This is a genomic window from Curtobacterium sp. AB7 (genome assembly GCF_044909335.1).
Lineage (GTDB): Bacteria > Actinomycetota > Actinomycetes > Actinomycetales > Microbacteriaceae > Curtobacterium.
The window spans coordinates 899,367-921,459 of sequence record NZ_JBIYED010000001.1; the positions used below are offsets into that span (position 1 = coordinate 899,367).

Annotated in this window: 16 protein-coding genes and 1 pseudogene; 9 read left to right on the forward strand and 8 right to left on the reverse strand. The window is 70.5% G+C overall.

Annotation, left to right across the window (positions count from 1 at the left end; genetic code table 11):
* Positions 1 to 45 precede the first annotated feature (45 nt).
* The 4 genes and pseudogenes from ABH929_RS04555 to ABH929_RS04570 form a co-directional block, all read right to left on the reverse strand.
* Entirely contained in the window at positions 46 to 3,105 is a 3,060-nt protein-coding gene (locus tag ABH929_RS04555) for a glycoside hydrolase family 2 TIM barrel-domain containing protein (protein ID WP_404560308.1), read from the reverse strand.
* Positions 3,102 to 4,037, reverse strand: coding sequence for a carbohydrate ABC transporter permease (locus ABH929_RS04560; protein WP_240347563.1), 936 nt, complete (start codon positions 4,035 to 4,037; stop codon positions 3,102 to 3,104). The genes ABH929_RS04555 and ABH929_RS04560 overlap by 4 nt, the downstream gene beginning before the upstream one ends.
* A gap of 167 nt (positions 4,038 to 4,204) precedes the next feature.
* Positions 4,205 to 5,125: pseudogene (locus ABH929_RS04565) on the reverse strand (carbohydrate ABC transporter permease); the annotation flags it as partial.
* Complete coding sequence (locus tag ABH929_RS04570) at positions 5,122 to 6,480, reverse strand: ABC transporter substrate-binding protein (protein WP_404560309.1); 1,359 nt, start codon at positions 6,478 to 6,480, stop codon at positions 5,122 to 5,124. The gene ABH929_RS04570 and the pseudogene ABH929_RS04565, both read right to left, overlap by 4 nt.
* A 187-nt stretch (positions 6,481 to 6,667) precedes the next feature.
* Here ABH929_RS04570 and ABH929_RS04575 point away from each other — a divergent pair, with 187 nt between their 5' ends.
* A complete protein-coding gene (locus ABH929_RS04575; protein WP_404560310.1) occupies positions 6,668 to 7,831 on the forward strand; it encodes a Vms1/Ankzf1 family peptidyl-tRNA hydrolase in 1,164 nt (387 codons plus the stop codon).
* 118 nt (positions 7,832 to 7,949) lie between these two features.
* On the opposite strand, the gene ABH929_RS04580 is transcribed toward ABH929_RS04575, so the two are convergent.
* Positions 7,950 to 9,167 carry an MFS transporter gene (locus ABH929_RS04580; protein ID WP_263091495.1) on the reverse strand — a complete coding sequence of 406 codons (1,218 nt, stop codon included), beginning with the start codon at positions 9,165 to 9,167 and terminating at the stop codon, positions 7,950 to 7,952.
* Between the two features lie 75 nt (positions 9,168 to 9,242).
* Between ABH929_RS04580 and ABH929_RS04585 the strand changes: the two genes are divergently transcribed.
* The gene (locus tag ABH929_RS04585; RefSeq protein WP_263054977.1) at positions 9,243 to 9,944 is read left to right on the forward strand and encodes a GntR family transcriptional regulator; all 702 of its coding nucleotides are present in this window, start codon (positions 9,243 to 9,245) and stop codon (positions 9,942 to 9,944) included.
* A gap of 155 nt (positions 9,945 to 10,099) precedes the next feature.
* Here the strand turns inward: ABH929_RS04585 and ABH929_RS04590 are convergent, their stop codons facing one another.
* Positions 10,100 to 10,252, reverse strand: a complete 153-nt coding sequence (locus tag ABH929_RS04590; RefSeq protein WP_263054978.1) for a hypothetical protein — start codon at positions 10,250 to 10,252, stop codon at positions 10,100 to 10,102.
* 266 nt (positions 10,253 to 10,518) lie between these two features.
* Here ABH929_RS04590 and ABH929_RS04595 point away from each other — a divergent pair, with 266 nt between their 5' ends.
* From ABH929_RS04595 to ABH929_RS04625, 7 genes are all read left to right on the forward strand, one after another.
* Positions 10,519 to 11,580 (forward strand): LacI family DNA-binding transcriptional regulator, encoded by a 1,062-nt coding sequence (locus tag ABH929_RS04595; RefSeq protein WP_263091496.1) that lies wholly within the window; start codon positions 10,519 to 10,521, stop codon positions 11,578 to 11,580.
* A 280-nt stretch (positions 11,581 to 11,860) separates the two neighbouring features.
* Positions 11,861 to 13,618, forward strand: coding sequence for an ABC transporter substrate-binding protein (locus ABH929_RS04600; protein WP_263054980.1), 1,758 nt, complete (start codon positions 11,861 to 11,863; stop codon positions 13,616 to 13,618).
* On the forward strand, positions 13,615 to 14,595 hold the full coding sequence (locus ABH929_RS04605; RefSeq protein WP_111085432.1) for an ABC transporter permease: 981 nt from the start codon (positions 13,615 to 13,617) through the stop codon (positions 14,593 to 14,595). Before ABH929_RS04600 ends, ABH929_RS04605 begins: the two co-directional genes overlap by 4 nt.
* Positions 14,592 to 15,542, forward strand: a complete 951-nt coding sequence (locus tag ABH929_RS04610; RefSeq protein ID WP_263054981.1) for an ABC transporter permease — start codon at positions 14,592 to 14,594, stop codon at positions 15,540 to 15,542. The genes ABH929_RS04605 and ABH929_RS04610 overlap by 4 nt, the downstream gene beginning before the upstream one ends.
* Positions 15,539 to 17,398, forward strand: coding sequence for an ABC transporter ATP-binding protein (locus ABH929_RS04615; RefSeq protein ID WP_404560311.1), 1,860 nt, complete (start codon positions 15,539 to 15,541; stop codon positions 17,396 to 17,398). The genes ABH929_RS04610 and ABH929_RS04615 overlap by 4 nt, the downstream gene beginning before the upstream one ends.
* A complete protein-coding gene (locus tag ABH929_RS04620; protein WP_263054983.1) occupies positions 17,395 to 18,264 on the forward strand; it encodes an alpha/beta fold hydrolase in 870 nt (289 codons plus the stop codon). The genes ABH929_RS04615 and ABH929_RS04620 overlap by 4 nt, the downstream gene beginning before the upstream one ends.
* An 8-nt stretch (positions 18,265 to 18,272) precedes the next feature.
* Positions 18,273 to 19,466, forward strand: coding sequence for a glycoside hydrolase family 1 protein (locus ABH929_RS04625; RefSeq protein ID WP_374114440.1), 1,194 nt, complete (start codon positions 18,273 to 18,275; stop codon positions 19,464 to 19,466).
* 13 nt (positions 19,467 to 19,479) lie between these two features.
* On the opposite strand, the gene ABH929_RS04630 is transcribed toward ABH929_RS04625, so the two are convergent.
* Positions 19,480 to 20,685: an ankyrin repeat domain-containing protein gene (locus ABH929_RS04630; protein WP_263091497.1), complete on the reverse strand. Its 1,206-nt coding sequence runs from the start codon at positions 20,683 to 20,685 to the stop codon at positions 19,480 to 19,482.
* 10 nt (positions 20,686 to 20,695) lie between these two features.
* Positions 20,696 to 22,087, reverse strand: a complete 1,392-nt coding sequence (locus tag ABH929_RS04635) for a hypothetical protein (RefSeq protein WP_263054985.1) — start codon at positions 22,085 to 22,087, stop codon at positions 20,696 to 20,698.
* Positions 22,088 to 22,093: the final 6 nt, after the last annotated feature.

A 22,093-nucleotide genomic window follows, 5' to 3' on the forward strand; every position in this document is an offset into this window, starting at 1 on the left:
CGACGACGCCAGCGGGGCGCGGACGGGCCGGACCCCACCCGACCCCTACGCCAGCACCACGCTCCACGAGAACGCCTGCGGCCAGAGCTGGTGCTCCGGCAGCACGTCGAGGCCGCACGCCCGGCTGCCGAGCCCGTGCTGCGCCGCGTCGAGGTACAGGTACAGGTGGTCCGACGTCGGCAGCTCGTACGGGTGCTCGGCGCGGTCGATCTGCTGCGCGGTCCACGGCGACAGGGTGAAGCCCGCACGGTGCGCCCCCACGGTCGACACCGTGAACGGCCCGACCGACAGCTCCCGCAACAACGGTCGGTGCCCGGTCTCCTGCGGCCGCGAGTACTCGACCCCGAGCGACCGCACCGGGGCGGTGAACCGACCGACACGGGCAGCGTGCGACGAGTCCGCGTACGACTCGAGCGGTCCGGTGCCGAACCACGTGGCCGTCTCGTCGGCCAACCCGGCCGGCAGGTCGAACCGCACCCCGATCCGCGGCCAGGTGACGTCCCACGCCCCGAACGGCACCGCGTCGGTCTGCAGCACCAGCCCGTCGGACGTCAGGGTCCAGCGGTGCGTGACCTCGAGGCCCCACCCGCTGTTCGCAGCCGCCACACGCACCCGCTGTTCCAGGCCGGAGTCGGTCCGTGCCACCGACACCAGGCGGTGGGTCAGCCGGTCCAGTCCACGGTCACGCCAGCGCGATGCCGACGGGGGAGCATCGGGGTCACCGACACCGTGTGTCAGCACCGGGTCGGCCGTCTCGTAGCCGCCCTGCGACGCCAGTCGGTCGTTGTCGGTCGGGGCGCGCCAGAGTTCCAGGCGAGGGCCCGCGACCTCGTGTCCCTTCCAGGACACCAGGTCGCCGCGGTCCGAGAACGTCCCGTCGCCGAGACGGTCGCCGTCCCACCCCTGCCGGGAGGCCCGTGGTGCGTCCGCCACACGGCTCGCGACGAGCCGCTGGGTGCGTGCGACGACGTGGCCGGTGTCCGCCCACGCGGTCGGGCCCGCCAGTTCGGCGGTCAGGTCGAGCCAGAGTTCGTCGCCGGGGGCGAGTTCGGCCGTGGCCGCGTCGAGCACCTCGGACGGCACCGGGACGGTCGCCGACTCGCGGGCCGCCACCACACCGGCGGCGAACCGACCGGACGCCTCGACGACGCCGTTGCGCGACAGGGTCCAGCAGAACCGCAGCCCGGCGGTCGAGGCCGAGTGGTACCGGTTCTCGACCAGGATCGTGGTGTCCGACACCGCCAGGCGGATCGGGGCGACGACGGCCGCGAACTCGGCGAGCCCCGGCGTCGGGGAGTCGTCGGGCAGGACCAGGCCGTCCATCACGAAGTTGCCGTCGTGCACGACCTCGTGGAAGTCGCCGCCGTAGGCGTAGTAGTCCTGCCCGGACGCCGTCTGCGCCAGGAGCCCGTGGTCACGCCACTCCCACACGAACCCACCGTGCAGGCGTGGGTACCGGTCGACCAGCGCCTCGTACTCGGCGATCTGGCCGGGGCCGTTGCCCATGGCGTGCACGTACTCGCAGTGGATGAACGGCTTCGAGCGCTGCCGTGCGGCCTCGGCCGGACCGCAGCCGAGCAGGGGCGTCGGGGTGCCGCCACCGATGGACTCGGTCTCCTGCAGCGACGGGTACATCCGCGAGTACACGTCGGTGTACTCGCCCGTGTAGTCGCCCTCGTAGTGCACGGGCCGCTCGGCGTCGCGGTCGTGCACCCACTGCGACATCGCCGCCAGGTTCCGGCCGGTGCCGGACTCGTTGCCGAGCGACCACATCACGATGGACGGGTGGTTCTTGTCCCGCTCGACGGTCCGTGCGACGCGGTCGAGGTAGGCGTCCGCCCAGGCTGGGTCGTCGGAGGGGTTGCCGACCCAGCCGGTGAAGATGAACCCGTGGGTCTCGAGGTCGGTCTCCAGGATCACCCAGAAGCCGAGCTCGTCGGCGAGGTCCAGCACGCGGGGGTGCGGTGGGTAGTGCGAGGTGCGGATCGCGTTGACGTTGTTGCGCTTCATGAGCGCCATGTCCGCGCGGGCGTGCTCCTCGTCGAAGACGCGGCCGCGCACGGGGTGGGTCTCGTGCCGGTTCACGCCGTGGAACACCACGCGCTCGCCGTTCACCAGGAACCGGTCGCCCTCGATCGACACGGTGCGGAAGCCGAGCCGGAGCGAGACGGTCTCGCCACCGTCGGCGCCGCCCGCCGCCGTCCCGGTCGCGGCAGAGTCCGTCGACAGCGTGGCGTCGTACAGCTTCGGCAGCTCCGCGCTCCACGGCTCGACGCCCTCGACCTCGATCGGGGCGATGTCGTCAGCCGTCGCCCAGGTCACGTCGACGCCCAGGTCGGGCACCGCGAACCGCACCGGGAAGCCGGCGTCCAGCGTCGGGAACGTGATGGTCCCGCTGCCGGTCGCCGGTCGTCCGGACGCCGCCGTCCCGGCCGTCGCAGCGGTGCCGAGCGTCGGAGCCCACGAAGCCCGAACGAACACGTCGTCGATCGGCGCCGTGGGACGGGCGAGCAGCGTGACGTCGCGGAAGATCCCCGGCAGCCACCACTGGTCCTGGTCCTCCAGGTACGAGGCCGCCGACCACTGGTGCACCCGCACGGCCAGGTCGTTCGACCCCGGACGGAGCAGCTCGGTCACGTCGAACTCGGTCGCCAGGCGGGACCCGGTCGACCATCCCACGAGCGTGCCGTTCAGCCACACCCGGAAGTGCGACTCGACCCCGTCGAACCGCAGCAGCACCCGACCGGCCGCTGCGAACGACGCCGGCAGCTCGAACGTGCGCCGGTGGTCACCGGTGGGGTTCTCGTCCGGCGGGTGCGGCGGGTCGATCGGGAACGGGTACTGCAGGTTCGTGTAGCTCGGCGACCCGTGCCCGTGCAGCACCCAGTGCGACGGCACCGGGAGCTCGCCCCACGCGGGGTCGTCCTCCACGGCGGCGCCGGTCGCGAACGCGTCGGACACCGACGCGACCGGCGACCACCGGAAGCGCCAGTCGCCGTTCAGTGACAGCGATGGTGCGTCGGTGTGGAGCGCGGCCCGCGGAGGGAGCCGTGATGCCGAACCCGGCGAGGTCGAGTGGAGGTCGTCGAGTGCGGAGTTGGTCAACCCTTGACCGATCCTTCCGTGAGGCCCCCGCGCCAGAAGCGCTGCAGGACGATGATGGCGATGACGAGCGGGATGACCGAGACGAGCACCCCGCCGGTGGTGAGCTGGTAGAACTCCGGCAGGCGGTCGACCTGCGAGCGCCAGTTGTTCAACCCCAGTGTGATCGGGTACAGCTTCTGGTCTGCCAGCATGATGAGCGGCAGGAAGAAGTTGTTCCAGATGCCGACGACCTGGAACAGGAACACGGTCACCAGGGCCGGGGTCATCTGGCGGAGCACGACGGTGTGGAAGATCCGGAGCTCGCCGGCGCCGTCGATGCGTGCCTGCTCGAGGAGCGTGGTGTCCACCGACGCAGCGGCGTACACGCGGCACAGGAACAAGCCGAACGGGGAGACGAGGCTCGGGATGAGCACGCTCCAGTAGGTGTCGGTCAGGCCGAGGGTCGAGAACAGCAGGAACAGCGGCAGCGCCGTCGCGGTGCCCGGCACGAGCACGCCGCCGAGGATCGTGCCGAACACGAACTGCCGACCCTTGAAGTCGTACTTCGCCAGGGCGTACCCGCCGGCCGCCGCGAAGTAGGTCGCCAGGACCGCACCGACGCCGGAGTACAGGATGCTGTTCGCGATCCAGCGGACGAAGATGCCGCCGTCGTACGTGAAGACCTGCTGCAGGTTGCTCCACAGTGCGAACTCGCCGCCGAACCAGAACCCGTTCGTCGAGAACAGCGCGCCGGTGGTCTTCGTCGCGGCGATGACGACCCAGTACAGCGGGACGAGGAAGTACAGCGCGACGATGACGAGGATGCCCGTCACGACGATCTGCGAGCGGGGGGACCGGTCGAGCTTGCGGCGCTGGTGCGCGGAGATCGACGTGGTGTCCACGGGGACGGCGGTCTTCGCCGTGGCCGGCGCTTCGATGGCTTCGCTGGTCATGCGTCCGCCCCCTTCGTTCCGTTCTGCAGACCGGACCTGGCCTGGAGGCCCGGTGCGGCTTGGGAAGTACCCGTGCTGCCTGCCGCGGCGCGCGTCTGGAGCGCGGTGCGGGCCTCCAGGCCGTCACGCTTGGCGCGCTTGCGCCGGTCGCGTTCGTCCTTCGGCGCGCGGTTCGTCAACGCGAGGAACGCGAACGACAGGATGAACGCGGCCAGCGCGATGATGACCGCCTGCGCACTCGCGACGCCGTACTCGTTGAACGCGAACGCGTTCGTGTACGCGGCGTAGTTCGGCGTGTACTCGGTGTCGATCGCCGGGGCAACCGTGGACAGGATCTGCGGCTCCGCGAAGAGCTGCAGCGTCCCGATGATCGAGAACACCGTCGTGAGCACCAGGGCCGGCGCGATGAGCGGGATCTGGATCCGCCATGCGACCTGGAACGGGCCGGCACCGTCCATCTTGGCGGCCTCGTAGACCTCGCCGGGGATCGACTTCAGCTGCGCCACGATGATGAGCATGTTGTAGCCGGTGTAGGTCCACGTGACGATGTTCGCGATCGACCACAGCACGCTGTTCGCGCCGAGGAAGTCCGGCTGCAGCCCCATCGACTGCAGCAGCGACACGATCGGCGACAGACCGGGCACGTACAGGAACGACCACAGGATCGTCGCGATGACGCCGGGGACGCCGTACGGCATGAAGTAGATCGCGCGGAAGAAGCCCGGCCAGCGGGCGCTCGCCGACTCGAGCAGCAGCGCCAGGATCGTGCAGGCGATGATCATCACCGGGACCTGCACGATGCCGAAGAGCAACATGCGGCCGATCGAGGCGACGAAGCCGGAGTCCTGCAGGGCGATCGCGTAGTTGTCGAAGCCGGCGAACTTGCCGACGACGCCGTCCTCGCCGAACAGACCCTCGCGGTCGACGGTCGTGAACGACTGGAACAGGGCGCTGATGATCGGGATGATGAACGTCAGCAGGAACAGGGCCAGGAACGGCGCGAGCAGGATCCACGGAGCACGCTTCTGCGCACTCGTGGCCTTCGTGCTCGTGCGGAAGGCGGGTCGCGTGCTGGTCTGCTGGCTCATCGTGCCGTCCTGACGCTGAGGCCCTTGTCCTTGAAGGACTGGACGATCTCCCGCTGGGCGAGTTCCACCGCGTCGGAGAGCTTGAGGCCGGAGGTGAGCTTCCGGCGGAACTGGTTCTGCAGGCTCGTGAACGCCGACTGGGTCACGGGGGACCACGACCAGTCGATGTTCTGCTCCTTCGAGGCAGGCACGAAGACATCCTCGTTGTAGTTCTGGCCGGAGAACCACTTCGACGGCTGCTCGCGCTGCTTGCCGATGTAGTCGACCGCGGGCGACCAGCCGATGCCGCAGTACTTGATCATCGCGTCGATGCCCTCCTTCGAGGTGGTCATCCAGGTGATGAACTCGAGCGCTTCCCTCGGGTGCTTCGCGTTGGCCAGGACCGCCGCCGTCGAACCGCCGATGGCGCTCGAGCCGAAGCCGTCGGCGCCCCACTTCTGCATCGGGGCGACCTTCCACTTGCCCTCGCCGCCCTGCACGGACTCGATCAGGGCGTCGCCCCAGCTCGCGCTCGTGACCGCGGCGATCTTGCCGCTCGCGGCCGAGGCGTACCAGCCGGGGGAGTACGCACCGGCGCTGGTGTCGACGAGCTCGTCGTCGATGACCCCGTCGAAGAAGTCCGCCACCATCAGGGTCTTGTCGTCGGTCATGTCGACGACCCACTCGTCACCGTCGACCTTGAACCAGCGGGCGCCGGCCTGCTGCGCGTACGCGGCGAACGGCGACGCGTCCGAGACCGGGAACACCTCGAGGTAGTTCTGCTTGCCGGTCTTCCGGACCTTCTCGGCCAGGTCGCGCCACTCGTCCCACGTCGTCGGGGGTTCGCCGCCGGCCCGCTCGAGCAGGGCGGTCTGGTAGTAGAACCCCATGGGGCCGGTGTCCTGCGGGATGCCGTAGACGCCGTCCACGAAGGACACCTGCGCCCACGCGGCTTCGTCGTACTTCGACTCGAAGTCCTTCGCGCCGTAGCGGGCGAGGTCGACGAGACCGTTGGCGAGCATGAACTCGGGGATCTGCCGGAGCTCGACCTGACCGATGTCCGGACCGCCGCCGGCCGCCAGCGCGGAGTACATCTTCTGGTACCCGCCGCTGTTGCCGCCGGGGATCCAGTTCGCCGACACCTGGATGTCCGGGTGCGTCTTGTTCCAGACGTCGCAGACCTTCTGCAGGTCCTTCAACCAGGCCCAGTAGGTGAGCTGGACGGTCTCGCCCGACGCGGCGGCCGGCACGAGGGCGGCCTTGTTCACGTTGGTGGAACCGGGGACCGTGCAGCCGGCGAGCAGCCCTGCCGCCGCCGTGCCGATGCCGAAGCCCAGGAGTTGTCGTCTGGAGATGGGTCGTGGTCGTGGCGTCATTGCCGCACTCCGGTTCGTCGTCGATTCGGGGTCCAGGTCAGCCAACCACAAAACCGAGCGTCGTTGCAGATTCGCGCCTGGGTGTTCGCTCCCGACTGTGGACGCCCGGTGGCGGCGAGGTGGAGTGTGGTCGCACGTGAGAGCGCCGGGGCTCATCGGCTCCGGCAACCGTCCGAGAGGAGCTGCCATGACGTCGACCAACGCGACGAGCGAACTGCACCGGATCCTGGGAGAGCGACTGGAGGGCGGCGGCACCTGGGCCTGGGCCTACGCCGACGTCTCCGGCAACGTCGAGGATCCCCGACGACAGGCGGCGCTCAAGCTCCGCGGTGTCGAGGAGGGGCTCCGGGCACAGGGGGCGTCCGACGAGGTCGTCGACGCCGTCGCCGGTGAGTTCGAGCAGGAGCCCGGTGTCCCCTCACCCGTCACCCGGTACGTGCTCGTGCACGACGGCGAGGTCGTGCTGAGCGAGGTCCTGCCCGGGCCGCTGCACGGATCGGAGTCGGTCGGCGTCGGAGCCGTGCCGGACCTGGTGCCGCTCGTCGCCCACCGTCCCGTCGACCTGCCGTTCCTGGTGGTCCACGCCGGCAAGGAGGGCGGGGCCTTCCGTGCCTACCGCCTCGGCCACGCCCCGGTCGCGGCCGACGCGTCCGAGCAGCAGGTGGCGGGCCGGAACGACACCCTGCACTACGCCAAGGCCGGCACCGGGTGGAAGCAGCCGCACTGGCAGCAGCACACCGAGGAGATCTGGAAGCAGAACTCGTCGGAGACCGCCGCCGCCGTCGACGAGGTCGTGCGGACGATCCGCCCCGGACTCGTCGTCGTGGCCGGTGACGTCACCGCGCGCGAGCTGCTGGTGAAGGCGCTCTCGTCGGAGACCCGTGCACTCGTGTCGGTGTTCCCGGGCGACCCCCGTGCCGACGCCGGCTCGAAGCAGGCGTTCGTCGAGCACGTCGAGACCGCGCTGGCCCGCGTCGTCGCCACCCGCCGTCACGACCTCGAGGACTCCCTCCGCACGCACGTCGGCCGTGGCGACAACCAGGTCGTCACCGGCCTCGGACCCGTCGTCGAAGCGCTGCAGCAGGCCCAGGGCGCGACCGTCGCGCTCGACGCCGTGGCCATCGGCGACCGGACACTGCTCGCGCTCGCCGGGGCGCCGTGGGTCGCCACCGCACCGGAGCAGGCCGCGGGGACGCCGGTCATCGGCGCGGTGCCGGCGGTGTGCGCGCTCGTGCGGGCCGCGGTGCTGACCGACGCCGAGCTCGTGCTCGTCAACGCCGCGTCGCTGCCCGGTGGCGCTCCCGCCGCCGCACTGCTCCGCTGGCCCGTCGGCCCGGTGGTCCCCGCCTGAGCCGGAGCGCGCGCGTACCTGGTCGAAACGGGCGTACCTGGTCAGTTCTTTCGACCAGGTACGCCCGTTCCTACAGTGCATCGCACGCGTCCTGGGAAGGAACGAACCGGTCCGGCGCTCAGTCGTGCGACCGGTCCGCGCGCGGGACCAGCGGGAGTGCCAGCAGTGGCAACACGGCCACGATGCCGAACGACGCCGCGAACCCGAGCGCCGTCACCAGGGCGCCGATGCCCGGACCGACGGCGCTCGCCGCGATGAACTGCCCGGTGTTCTGCGTGCCGAGGGCCCGACCGGACCAGAACGGCCCGGCCGCCTCGGCGACCGACGTGTAGGCCAGGCCGTTGTCCGCCACGGTGACGCTCGTCGCGATGACCAGGAACACGGCTCCGACGGCCAGGTGCGTGACGTCGACGAGCGCGAGCAGCCCCATCACGACGGCGGCGCTCACGACGACGATCCGCAGCGGGCCGACGCGTGAGCCCGCGCAGTCGCTCCACACCCCGACCAGGATCCGCCCGATCGCCCCGACGAACTGCGACGCCCCGACGAGCAGCCCCGCCCCGGCCGTCGACCAGCCCAGTCCGACGAGCCACACCAGCCCGTAGGTCGACAGCGTGAACTGCGGCACCACGAGCAGGATCGACACCGCGTGGATCCGCCAGAGGAACCCGCTCGCCCGGTACGGGTTCGCCGTCGCATCGGCCGGCGCCGTGTGCCGGGCCGGTCGGGGCGGGTTCTGGATGCCGACGGCGCAGAGCACCGCGAGCACGGCGCAGAGGACGATCGGCAGGACGAGGGCCGCGCGGATCCCGGATCCCTCGGCGAGCTGTGGCACCGTGACCGCCGCGAGCGTGACCCCGAGCGGCTGCGACATCTGCCGGATGCCCATCGCGAGCCCGCGCCGCTCCTTCGGGAACCACCCGACGACGACCCGGCCGCTCGCGGCGTTCGTCGACGCGCTCGTCATGCCGCCCAGCAGGAACGCCAGCCCGAGCAGGACCGGGTCACCCGCGGCGAGCCAGGCCCCGACCACCGCGAGGGTCGTCAGCACGAGTCCGCCGGCGATCACGATCCGTTCACCGATCCGGTCGGTGATCGCGCCCCAGGCGATGAGCGTCAGGACCATGCCGAACGTCGGTGCTGCGGCGAGCACGCCTGCGACGGTCAGGGACGTGCCGTTCGCGTGCAGGTACGGGATGAGCAGCGCGGGAGCCGTCACCACGAGGGTCCCGGCGGCCTGCGCGGCGACCCCGAGCGCGAGCATCGCCCACGCTCTGCGGCCGATCGTGGTGGGCGTCGGTGGTGCGGCGGTCGCGGTCATCGTGGTGGCTCGCATCGTTTCATCTCGGAAGCAATTGGTATACCACAACGGTATACCATTCCGACGGTGTCCCCGCTAGAGTTGTTGGCCGTGACCGACACGACCGATGCAACCCCGGTGTCGCAGACGGCCCAGCTCTACGACAACCTGCGTGCCGCGATCCTGACGCTCGACATCGCGCCGGGCGAGCGTATCTCGGAGCGCGGTCTCGAAGCGCGGTTCCACGCCTCGCGGACCCCCGTCCGTGCCGCACTGTCGCGACTCGAGCGCGAGGGCCTCATCCTGCACGAGGGTCGCTCGTGGACGGTCACTCCGATCGACCTCGACGAGATCGCCTCGCTCGCCGAACTCCGGGGCGTGCTCGAACCCGCCGCTGCCCGACTCGCGGTCGAGCGGGCGAGCGCCGAACAGCTCGCAGAGGTCCGCGGGCACCTCGACGCCCTGCGCCCGACGCCCGACCAGCAGGCCGGCATCCGGATGGGCTCGACGTTCCACCTCGACCTGGCGGCGCTCGGCGGCAACCGGTTCGTCACCGACGCGATCGCCGATGCCCTGACCCGTCTCGAGCGCACCCGGTGGATCGAGGTGCGCACGCCCGAGGCCCGCGACGCCGCATGGGACGAGCACAGCGCCATCATCGACGCCGTGCGCGACGGCGACGCCGACCGTGCGGCCGAGCTCGTCGCAGCGCACGTCGCCGGGACGAACGACCGGTTGCTCGGCTGGATCGCCCAGGAACGCCGTCGGTTGCGCGGCGCGGGCATGACGATCGTCGGGGCGACCGAACGCTGACGCGAACCGCGTGACCTGACGGGGCGCGCGGCGCAAGACCGGTCCGCCGTGGCGCGAGCCGGGCCCTGGACGCGACCCTGCTTGAGACGCGACCCGACAACACGTGCCGGTCCGCGCCTCCTGGCCGTCGCCCGGTCGACGTCGGACGTGACCCGCTACGGGCGGTCCGCGCGCTCCTCCGTCGCGTCGAGCTGGTCGAACGTCGAACCGTCGCCGGCGGTTCGCTCGAGGAGCGCGTCGCGCACCTCGGCCTCGTCGTGGCTCGCGCGGTTCGCCAGCTTGCTTCCGGATCGTGTCGCCTGTGACATGTCGGTGTCCTTCCCCTGCGTGTGGGCATCGTGGTGTGCGCGGGCATCCTGCCCGCCGGTGCGCTTCCTCACGGGACGTACTGAGGTCGTGACAGTGTCGCGCGGTCGCTCCGGCCGCCGCAAGGGCTTTCGTCACATGTGGAGAAGTGCCGTGACGGAGCGTGCCTAGGATGGTGCGGCCGCGCCGCCCCGGTGCGCACCAGCGGACGTCGGACGGGAGGCACGGCTTGGCTGCACCACGTACCGCACCTCCCACGGTCTACGACGTGGCCAGTGCCGCGAACGTCTCGATCGCGACCGTCTCGCGCGTGCTCCGCACGCCGGACGCCGTCCGCGAGGGCACCCGGGACCGCGTCCAGGCGGCGATCCGCAGCCTCGGCTACGTCCCCTCCGGCAACGCCCGAGCCCTCGCCGGCAAGCGCACCGGCGTCGTCGGTCTGCTGCTGCCCGGGTTCGACGTGGTGCCCGACGAACGGCCGGACCTGGTCACCGACGGGGGCGTCCGCGTGGTCGACGACCGCCGACACGTGACGCAGCCGTTCTCCTCGAACCTGTACTTCGACGAGGTCCTGCGGGGCGCCGAGACCGAGGCCTGGCAGCGCGGACTCGCGCTCATGGTGGCCGCCGGTCGTGGGTCCTCGCGCGACGTCATCGTCAACGACGTCGCCGGCCGGGTGGACGGCCTCGCCGTGCTCGCGCAGACCGTGCCGGACGACCTGCTCGAGCACGTCGCCCGTCGGATCCCGGTCGTGGTGCTCGCCGACGATCGGCGGTCGCACGGGTTCGACTCCGTGAGCGTGGACAACAGCGCCGGCATGCGGACGCTCGCATCGCACGTGATCGGGCGGCTCGGCATCCGGTCGCTCGCGTACGTCGCTGGGCCGATCGACTCGCCGGACGACATGGAGCGCTCGACGGGCTTCCGGTCGGCGTTGGCGGACCACGGGGTGCCGGCGTCGTCGGTCCGGGTCGTGCACGGTGACTTCGGTCGGGCGCGGGCGCGCGAGCTGGCGGCGACGCTGCTGGCGGACGACGTGCCCCGGGCCATCGTGTGCTCGAACGACCAGTCGGCGCTCGGAGTGCTCGACGCCGCCACTGCCCGGGGCCTGCGCGTGCCCGAGGACGTCGTCGTCACCGGGTTCGACGGCATCGACGCCGGGCGCTTCTCGTCGCCGCGGCTCACCACGGTGCACCAGCCGATGGGGGAGCTCGGACGTGCGGCGGTGCGGGCGATCGTCGATCGGCTGGACCGTCGCGAGGGGCCGCCGCGCGCCGTCCGGCTGCCGGTCGAGGTGCTGCTGCGCGAGAGCTGCCCGCCGGCGCTGTGACGAGCGGCGCGGCGAGCGGTGCGGCGGTGCGTCCGCACCGTGCGGCTTTGCTCATCCCGTGCGACGTTGACCGCCCGGTGCGGGCCTGTAACCGCGCACGGAGCGGGCAGCCTCGCGCCCGGCGACGGAACGCGCACCGTGCGCAGCGACCCTCGCTCCGACCCTCGCTGCTGCCGCCCGCAGCTGCGTACCGCCCCGGCACGGAACCCCGGTGTTGCGCGACGCGATGTAAGCGCATACATTGGCGCAGTACCGATTCGACACGGAGGTCGACCGAGCAATGACGCTTCCCCCACAGCGCACGCGCGGCAAGCGCGACCCCGGGACCCGCGCTCCCGGAACGCGCCCCGGCAGCACCCGACGACGCGGACGCCTCGTCGCGGCGATCGCCGGGCTCGCAGCCGTGGCCCTCATGGCCACGGGCTGCAGCATCCAGGTCCGGTCCGAACCCGATCCCACGATCGGCAAGGACACGATGCTCATCAACGCGGACCACGGCAACCCGCTGTTCGACCGCAACTTCAACCCGTACATCGCGAACGCCCGCACGGCCTCCAAGTGGATGTACGAGCCGCTCATCGAGATCAACCCCCTCGACGGCAAGGGCACCCCGTGGCTGGCCAGCAAGTGGAGCCAGCCGGACGCCAGCACGATCGACATGACGATCCGCCAGGGCGTCGAGTGGTCGGACGGCTCGCCGTTCTCCGCGAAGGACGTCGTCTTCACGTTCGACCTGCTCAAGAAGTTCCCGGCGATGGACGTCAAGGGCGCCTGGCAGCACATCAAGAGCATCGAGGTGGACGGCGACCACGTCGTCTTCCACCTCAAGAGCGACGACGTGCCGAGTCTGAACATCATCGGCGCGACGTACATCCTCGGCGAGCAGCACTGGGGCGGTGTGAAGGACCCCACCACCTGGCGGGACCCGAACCCGGTCGGCACCGGTCCGTTCGTGCTCGGCAACTACACCGACCAGCAGTACTCGATGGACAAGAACCCGACGTACTGGCAGGCCGACAAGATCGCCATCAAGCACCTCATCCTGCCGGCGACGAACACGCAGCTCGACACCGTCACCCGCGGCTACGACTGGGCGTACTCGTTCATCTCGGACGTCAAGGGCACCTGGGGCGCCGCGTCGAAGACGAACCAGTGGTGGTTCCCGGCCGGTGGTGTGATCGGCCTCATCCCGAACCTGACGAAGGCGCCGTACAACGACGTCAACGTCCGCAAGGGCATCTCGCTCGCGCTGAACCGTGACGACATCGCCGAGACCGCGTCCGAGGGCAACCTGGCAGCAGCGGGCCAGACCGGCCTGATCCTGCCGAACCAGGAGCAGTACCTCAACCCGGACATCCCGGACAAGGGCATGATCACGCAGGACGTCGACGCTGCGAAGGCCGCGTTCGCGAAGTCCGGCTGGACCGAGCAGGGCGGGAAGATCGTGAAGGACGGCAAGCAGCTGTCCATCACCATCATGACCGCGAACGGCTACTCGGACTGGCTCCGCGCCGCGCAGGAGGTCCGTCGTGACCTGACGGCCATCGGCGTGAAGGTGACGATCCAGGCACCACAGCCCGCCGGGTACCAGCAGAACATCAACAACGGCACCTTCGACATGGCGATGGGCGGCATGGGCAACGGTGACGTCTACCAGGCGTTCAACTCCCTGCTCAGCAGCGACTTCTACCAGCCGGTCGGCAAGTCGACGGTGAACAACTACGAGCGCTACAAGAACGCCGACACCCAGAAGCTCCTCGACGAGTACAAGGCGACGACGGACACGGCGAAGCAGCAGGAGATCCTCAATCAGCTGCAGGAGATCGTGTACGACGAGCTGCCCGTGATCGGCATGTACTACGGCGGGCTCTGGGGGCTGTTCAACACCGGCAAGTTCGTCGGTTGGCCCAGCGCCGAGGACCCGTACATGGCCCCGCAGAACTACGACTCCGCACCGCTGCTCATCTTCTCGAAGCTCCGGCTCCGGGACAGCGCAGCCGGCCAGGAGATCCTGAAGCAGCAAGAGGACCAGAAGTGAAGTACATCCTCCAGAAACTCGTCCTCTTCGTCCTGACCCTCTGGGCCGCGGTCACGCTGAACTTCGTGCTCCCACGCCTGATGCCGGGCAGCCCGTCGGACGCCGCGCTGGCGAAGCTCAGCCAGAACGGCCCCGTCACCGAAGCCACCAAGAAGGCCATCGAGGCCCAGCTCGGCGTCCCCACGGGCAACCTGTGGGACCAGTACGTCAACTACCTGCACCAGGTCGTCACGCTCGACTTCGGGGTGAGCTACACGTTCTACCCGCAGCCCGTCGGCGACCTCGTGTCGAAGGCCCTGCCGTACACGCTCATCCTGGTCGGCGTCGTCACGATCCTCGCGTTCGTCCTCGGCACCCTGATCGGCGTCGCGGCGGCGTGGAAGCGCGGCACCTGGCTGGACTCGCTCCCGACGCTGTCGGGGTCGTTCATGTCGACGTTCCCGTACTTCTGGACCGCCCTGCTCCTGCTGTTCTTCCTCGGATACGTGCTGCACTGGTTCCCGACCACGGGTGCCTACTCGGCGACCACCACCCCGGGGCTCAACGGAGCGTTCGCAGCCGATGCCCTGCAGCACGCGGTGCTGCCGGCGGTCACGATCCTGGTGACGAGCCTCGGTGGCTGGATCATCGGCATGCGCAACGCGATGATCAACACGCTCGGTGACGACTACGTGACCTTCGCCGAGGCGAACGGTCTGCGCGGCCGCACCGTGGCCGTCCGGTACGCGGCGCGGAACGCGATCCTGCCGAACCTGACCGGCTTCGGCCTGGCACTCGGTGGCGTGGTCGGCGGTTCGGTGCTGGTCGAGCAGGTCTTCGGCTACCCCGGCATCGGCTACCTGCTGTTCAACGCCGTCATCGGGCAGGACTACCCGCTGATGCAGGCCCTCTTCCTGATGATCACCGTGTCGGTGCTCATCGCCAACTTCATCGTGGACGTCATGTACGGCGTCCTGGACCCGAGGACGCGTCGATGACCAACACGAGCACCCCCAACGCAACCGTCGCCGTTCGGACCCAGGACGAGCAGACGGCTCCGAGCCGCTGGCGCAGCATCGCCCGCCAGTTCGGCGTCGTCTGGTCGAACTCGAAGGCCCGGATCGGCATCATCATCCTCGCGGTGTTCGTGCTGGTCGCGATCTTCGCGCCGCTCCTGGCCCCGTACGGCGCCAGCCAGAACGGCTTCGCCCGGTCCGCCGACGCGACCGCCGACCACTGGATGGGCACTACCGCCGCCGGCGAGGACGTCCTGTCCCAGATCATCTACGGTGCTCGGATCTCCGTGATGGTGGGCGCCGTCGCCGGCATCCTGTCGACGCTCGTCGCCGTCGCGATCGGCCTCAGCTGGGGCTACGTCCGCGGGTGGATCGGCGAGGTCATCGGCTTCATCGTGAACCTGTTCCTGGTCATCCCGGGCCTGCCGCTGATGATCGTCATCGCGGCGTACCTGCAGAACGGCGGCATCGCGGTCATCATCGCGGTCATCGTCGTCACCGGCTGGGCCTGGGGCGCGCGCGTCCTGCGCAGCCAGACGCAGTCCCTGCGTGGCCGTGACTTCGTGACCGCCGCGCAGTTCTCCGGTGACGGTGCGACCCGCATCGTGTTCCGCGAGATCCTGCCGAACATGACCTCGCTCATCGTCGGCTCGTTCTTCGGGGCGGCCACGAGCGCGATCCTGGCCGAGGCGGGCCTCGAGTTCCTCGGGCTCGGCGACTCGTCGATCGTCAGCTGGGGCACGATCCTCTACTGGGCGCAGAACTCCAACGCGCTGCTCACCGGCCAGTGGATCCTGCTCTTCGCGCCCGGCCTCTGCATCGCGCTGCTCGCGATGAGCCTCACTCTGATCAACTTCGGCGTCGACGCCGTGTCCAACCCGCGGCTGCGCGAAGGCGCGCGCCCGAAGCGCAAGGAGGCGACCGCATGAGCGGCTCGCGAACGTACGCAGATGACGGCCTGGAGGCGCGGGACGGCGCCGCCACGGGCCTCCCGTCCGACGGTGGTGACGCCCAGGGCGTCCTGCTGGACGTCCGCGACCTGTCGGTCGTGTACGAATCGGCCGGCCAGACGGCCGTCCAGGCGGTCGACCACGTGTCGTTCAGCTTGCGGAAGGGCGAGTTCGTCGGCCTGGTGGGCGAGTCCGGTTCCGGCAAGTCGACGCTCGGCTACGCGCTGACGCGTCTGCAGAAGCCGCCGGCGCGGACGAACGGCGGCAGCATCGTCTTCAACGGCCACGACATCCGTGACCTCGACGAGGAAGCGCTCCGGCAGCAGCGCCAGGGCGGCTTCGCGATGGTGCTGCAGTCCGGCATGAACGCGCTCAACCCGGTGCGCACCGTCCGGAACCACTTCATCGACATCTTCAAGGCGCACGGCCACGTGTCGCGCGACCGTTGGGACGCCCGGATGAAGGAGCTCATCGAGAAGGTGAAGTTGCCGACGTCGATGCTCGCCCGCTTCCCGGGGGAGCTCTCCGGCGGCATGCGGCAGCGTGTCTCGATCGCCCTGGCCCTGTCGCTCGAACCGCAGCTCATGGTGTTCGACGAACCGACCACGGCGCTCGACGTACTCGTCCAGCACGCCGTCATGGACACGATCATCGAGCTGCAGCAGTCCGAGGGCTTCACGGCGATCCTGATCAGCCACGACCTCGGCATCGTGCTCGAGGCCACCGAGCGAGTGCTCGTCATGCACGAGGGCCGCATCGTCGAGGACGGCGGCTCGAAGGAGCTCCTGCGCAACCCGCAGGACGAGTACACGCAGATGCTGCTGTCGCACTACGCCGACCCGCGGGCCGAGGTCGTGTCCCTGCCCGGCTTCCCGGACCGGTCGCAGCGTGCGACGTCCGGCGAGAAGCGGCAGGAAGCGACGTCGTCGTTCAGCACCGTCGGGTCGCGTGAGCGCTCGGCGGCGAAGAACCCGATCGTCGTGTCGAACATCGTGAAGACCTACCCGGCGCCGCGTCGCGGCGAGCAGCCCGTGCAGGCGGTGCGCGACGTGTCGTTCACCCTCGAGCCGGGGCAGTCGCTCGCCCTGGTCGGCCAGTCCGGTTCGGGCAAGTCGACCATCGCGAAGCTCCTGACCGGGGTCGAGAAGCCGACGACCGGCACTGTCCGGTTCGGCGACCTCGACGTCGCACGCCTGGGCAAGCGCGGCCTGCGGGACCTCCGGTCCGAGGTGCAGATGGTGTTCCAGGACCCGTACGCGGCGCTCAACCCGCTGCACACCGTGGAGTACACGCTGTCCCGCCCGATCGCGAACTACACGGACCTGAAGGGGCAGGACGCGCGGCGCCGCGTGCTCGAGCTCCTCGAGACCGTGGGCCTGACCCCGGTGGAGCAGTTCGCGCAGAAGCTCCCGCACCAGCTCTCCGGTGGGCAGCGGCAGCGCGTCGTCATCGCCCGTGCACTCGCGTCCGACCCGCAGGTGATCATCGCCGACGAGCCGGTCTCGATGCTCGACGTGACCTTGCGCGCCGGCGTGCTCGCCCTGCTCGAGGACCTGCGCGAGCAGTGGGGCGTCTCGCTCCTCTACATCACGCACGACCTGCTCAGCGCGCGCCTCATCACCGACGACATCATGGTGCTCCACGAGGGTGCCGTGGTCGAGCGGGGACGGACGGCCGAGGTGCTGCAGAACCCGCAGGACCCGTACACGATCGCCCTGCTCGACGCCGTGCCGAACCCGCGTCGCACGCTGGGGCTGGGAGCGTCGCGAAGCGGCGCCGCGACGCCAGTGCCGAGCGAGCCTGCGAGCTCGGTCGGTGAGCGGGGTCGGCTGTGACCACGCTGCACGACTTCCCGGCGGTGCCGGCGTTCGGCCATCTGCCGACGCCGGACGGTGTGGACGTCGTCGGGATCGACCTGCCCGTCGGACGGCTCACCGCGTACCGGATCGTGCCGTCCGGAGTGTCGAAGGGTGTCGTGCTCATCGTCCCCGGGTACACCGGCTCGAAGGAGGACTGGCGCACGTTCCTGCCGCTCCTCCGCGACGCCGGGTGGTCGGCGGTGGCGATCAGCCGCCGTGGACAGGCCGACTCGGTCTCGCCCGACGACCGCACGGCGTACACGCTCGAGCAGGAGGCCGCCGACGTCGTCCGCGTCGCCGAACTGCTCGACGACGGCGCTCCGGTCCACCTCATCGGCCACTCGCTCGGCGGTGTGATCGTCCGTGCCGCGGCGATCGCCTCGCCGACGTCGTTCCGCGACGTGACGATGTTCTGCTCCGGCCCGCACGGCTGGTCGTACCGCAAGGCCGCGGAGAAGACGATCGTCGCCGACACGTGCTCCAACCGTGCGTTGTTCGACGCGCAGAACCCGCTCTGGGCCGGCCGCCCCGACGCCGAGCTCCCCGACGACGCCCGGATGGTCCGCGAGCGCTTCGACCACACGAGCGTGCTCAGCGTGCTCGGTGGCGCAGCGATCCTCGAGGACCGCGCTGACACCACCGAGGAACTCCGCGCAACCAGGCTGCCGCTGCTCGTCGCGCACGGCGTCTGGGACGGCGCCTGGCCGATCCCGTGGCAGGCGGACATGGCCTCGCGTCTCGGTGCGTCGTACGAGGTGATCGCCGAGAGCTACCACGGCCCCCAGATCGAGAACCCGCTCGGGACCGTTGCCGTCTTCGACGCCTTCCTGAGTCAGCACTGAAAGGACCCATCATCACCACGCTGAACTTCCCCGACGGCTTCCTCTGGGGCGCCGCCACCGCTGCGCACCAGATCGAGGGCAACAACGTCAACTCGAACTGGTGGGTGCACGAGCACGAGCCCGACACCACCATCGTCGAGCCGTCCGGCGACGCCGCGGACAGCTACCACCGCTACCGCGAGGACATCCGGATCGCCGCCGAGCTCGGCCTGAACTCGTACCGGTTCAGCATCGAGTGGGCGCGCATCGAGCCCGAGCGCGGGTTCGTCAGCCGCGCCGAGGTCGACCACTACCGGCGCATGGTCGAGACGTGCCACGAGTTCGGCATCGAGCCGATCGTCACCCTCATGCACTTCACGGTGCCGCGCTGGTTCGAACGCGACGGCTTCTGGCGCGCACCCGACGCGGCCGACCTGTTCGCCCGCTACACCGAAGCCGCGCTGCCCGTGGTGTCCGACGGTGTCCGGTACGTCTGCACGATCAACGAGCCGAACATCGCGGCGATGCTCGCCGGCGGCGAGGACGCGTCGAACCTGGTGGCGTACGGCCTGCCGAACCCGGACCTGGGCGTGGCCGACGCCCTGCTCGAGTCCCACAAGCGTTCGCGGGAGGTGCTCTCCCAGGTGGGTGGCATCCAGAGCGGCTGGACCGTCGCGACGCAGGCGTTCAAGTCAAACGGTGAGCCTGGCGCGGACGCGATGCTCCGCGAGTACGGGTACCCGCGCGACGACTGGTACCTCGAGAACGCTGCCGGCGACGACTTCCTCGGCGTGCAGGCGTACACCCGGACCTTCATCGGCGCTTCCGGCCCCTTGCCCGTGGCGGACGACGTCGAGACGACCCTCACCGGCTGGGAGTTCTACCCCGAGGCCTCGGCCGACGGGCTGCGCAGCGCGTGGGAGCTGTCCGGCGGTGTCCCGCTGATGATCACCGAGAACGGCATCGCCACCGCCGACGACTCCCGTCGCATCGCGTACACGCAGGGCGCCCTCGAGGGCATCCACCGCTGCATCGACGACGGCATCGAGGTCCTCGGTTACCAGCACTGGTCGCTCCTGGACAACTACGAGTGGGCGTCCGGCTTCCGTCCGACCTTCGGCCTGGTCTCGTGGGACGCCGAGACGTTCGAGCGCACGCCGAAGGGTTCGGCCCGCTGGTACGGCACGGTCGCGCAGGCGAACGCCCTCGAGACGGCGGAGTAGTCCGCCCGCTCGATCAGCTCCCCGAGTAGTAGTGCGCCAACTGCTCCGCGACCGCACGGTCGCGGAGCAGTTCTGCGCGAGCGGTGGCGGTCGAGCCCTCGTCGTCCTCGGCGTTCACGTCGACGTCGAGGGCGAGCACGGACCGCACCGTGTCCAGGTCACCGGAGTCGACCGCGGCGATCAGCAGGGACGCGCCCCGTGAGCCGAACGCCCTGGTGTCCGCACCCGCGCCGGCGAGCGAACGCACGATCGCGGCGTGGCCACCCCACGCAGCGCGGACGATCGGGGTGTTGCCGTCGGCGTCCCGTGCCTCCAGGTCGGCGCCCGCGCCGGTCAGCACCTCGACTGCCCGCCGAGCGTCGCGGTCGATCGCCAGCGTCAGCGGCGTCCGCCCCTCGGTGTCGGTGAGCTGCAGTGACGCACCGCGGCGCAGGAGCTCCTCGAGCATCTCGGGCCGGTCGAACCAGGCGGCGGCGTGCAGCGGGGCGAAGCCCCAGCGCGGGTCGACGTCGTCGACGTCGCTCGCGTCGTCAGCCAGGTGCAGCCCGCCCAGGTCGCCGTACGAAGCGGCACGCACGACCTCGGTGGCGTACTCGACCCAACCGTCCGGCACGGGGCCGTGCCAACCGCGCGCCGGTCGCTGGTCCAGCGCCGTGTAGACGGACTCCGGGACGCTGCGCACCGACACCCGGGCGTCCGTGAAGCGGATCGAGACCTCGCCGACGGGGGAGACGAGCAAGCGGAGCTCCCACGCGTCGAGGCCGCCCACGTGTTCGAGCTCGCCGCGGGCGATGTGCGCGTCGCCGGCGAGCAGGTCGGCGGGATCGACGGTCGGCGGGTCGATCACGGCGTCGTCGAGGCGGAGGGTGACCAGGGCGTGGTTCCAGCGCCGCCAGAGGCCGTCCGCAGTGTCGAGCACCTCGTCGTTGCGGACGACGACCTCGGCGTGCACGGTCACCGGGTCCGGGGTGCCGTGCCCGGGAATGTCCGCGGCGGACGTCTCGGTGTCCTCGTCGGGGGCAGACGTCCTGCCACCGTGTCGGCCGGGCACCTCGACGGTGAGGGATGCGATCCGGGCGTCGACCCAGCGCACGGTGGCGAGCGCTGCGACGGGTGGTGGGGCGTCCTCGAGCAGGCGGATCAGGTGCTCGGTGGCGCCCTCGAAGTCCTCGAGCGACACGTAGCCGACCGCGGGCCAGTTCACTCGACTCCATCGCACGAGGTCGACACTACCGGGCAGCGTGCCGTCGGCCGCTCGGACGGATCACCGGTGGAGTACGACGGGGAAGGACGCTTCCGTGCGTCGTCGCGGGTCTCGGTTCGACGTCGGTCGAGCCCGTCGTGGACGTGGCGTGACGGGCCGCTTCCGTGCGGACCACCGGCAGTGTGGCGGCGACCAGGAGCCAGAGCAGCGGGGTCGAGAGGTCGGGTGCCGCGATCGACTTCGCGACGAGGAGCGCCAGCAGACCGGCCATCGGGGCGATCAGCCGTCGGTGACGGACGGCGCCGACGGTGACCGCGCCGATCGCGCACACGAACAGGAGGACGCCCGGGATGCCCACGGTACTCAGCAGCGTCACCGCGAAGGACGAGGAACGGTTGCTCCCGAGGCCCGCGCCGAGACCCCAGGTGTCCCAGAGGACCCGGATGCCGAGCGCATCGGCTGCCGTCCTGGAGTCGTAGGACTGACTGCCGATCTTGTCGTCGACGATCCCGAGGACGGGGCCGAGCAGGCGCTCGCCCGCGGCCAGTGCGGCGATCGCGACGACGATGACGCTCAGCACGATCCACGGCGTCCCGCGCCCTTGCGACGCCACGTACCGGAGGAGCACGACCGCCAGGAGCCCGGCCAGGACGATCCCGCTCGCGGCGACCGCCGTGCCGGACGCCGACGCGAGGATTGCCGCGATGGCGAGGACCGCGAGCACCGCTGCCCAGGCGCGCCGGCGACCTGTCGTCGTGGCGACGGTGACCACAGCGAGGACCGCGACCCCGAGTGAGAACGTCGCGAGTTCGCTCGGCTCGGCGAACACACCGCGCAGGCGAGGGTCGCCAGGGGCGCTGTAGTCGATGTCGAGCGTGTCCAGGACGGGACCGGTGACGTCGGCCCCGACCGCCTTGAGGAGCCCGCGGACGAGGCTGCCCCCGACACCCGTCCAGGCAGCGGTCCAGAGGGCAGTGCGCGCCGTTCCGGTCCGCACGAGGAAGAGCACCGCGAGCATCGATGCCCACAGGAACGCGGGCTGCGCGAGGTTGCTGACGGTGACGGCGAGCGCGGACGGCGCCTTCACCTGCTCGTCGATCCCGTTCTCCGGCAGGAGGACCGGGACGCCGTGGAACGCCCAGGGGCCGAGGAGTGTCGCAGCGGTGCTCCACACCGCGAACGCCACCAGGAACGTCACCGCCGCCGAGGTGACGGTTCGCGTCCGGGTCGTCGCCCAGCCAACAGCCGCGAACACGCACGCGAGGACGAACAGGTTGACGCTGATGCCGCCGAGGGAGACCCCCGCGGTCGCGGGAAGCCCGGCGCCAGCGCCGAGTGCGACGGCGATGCATCGCGGATCGCGACGGAGCAGGGCCACCGCGCCCAGCAACAGGAGAGCCACTCCGAGGACGGTCATGTTTTC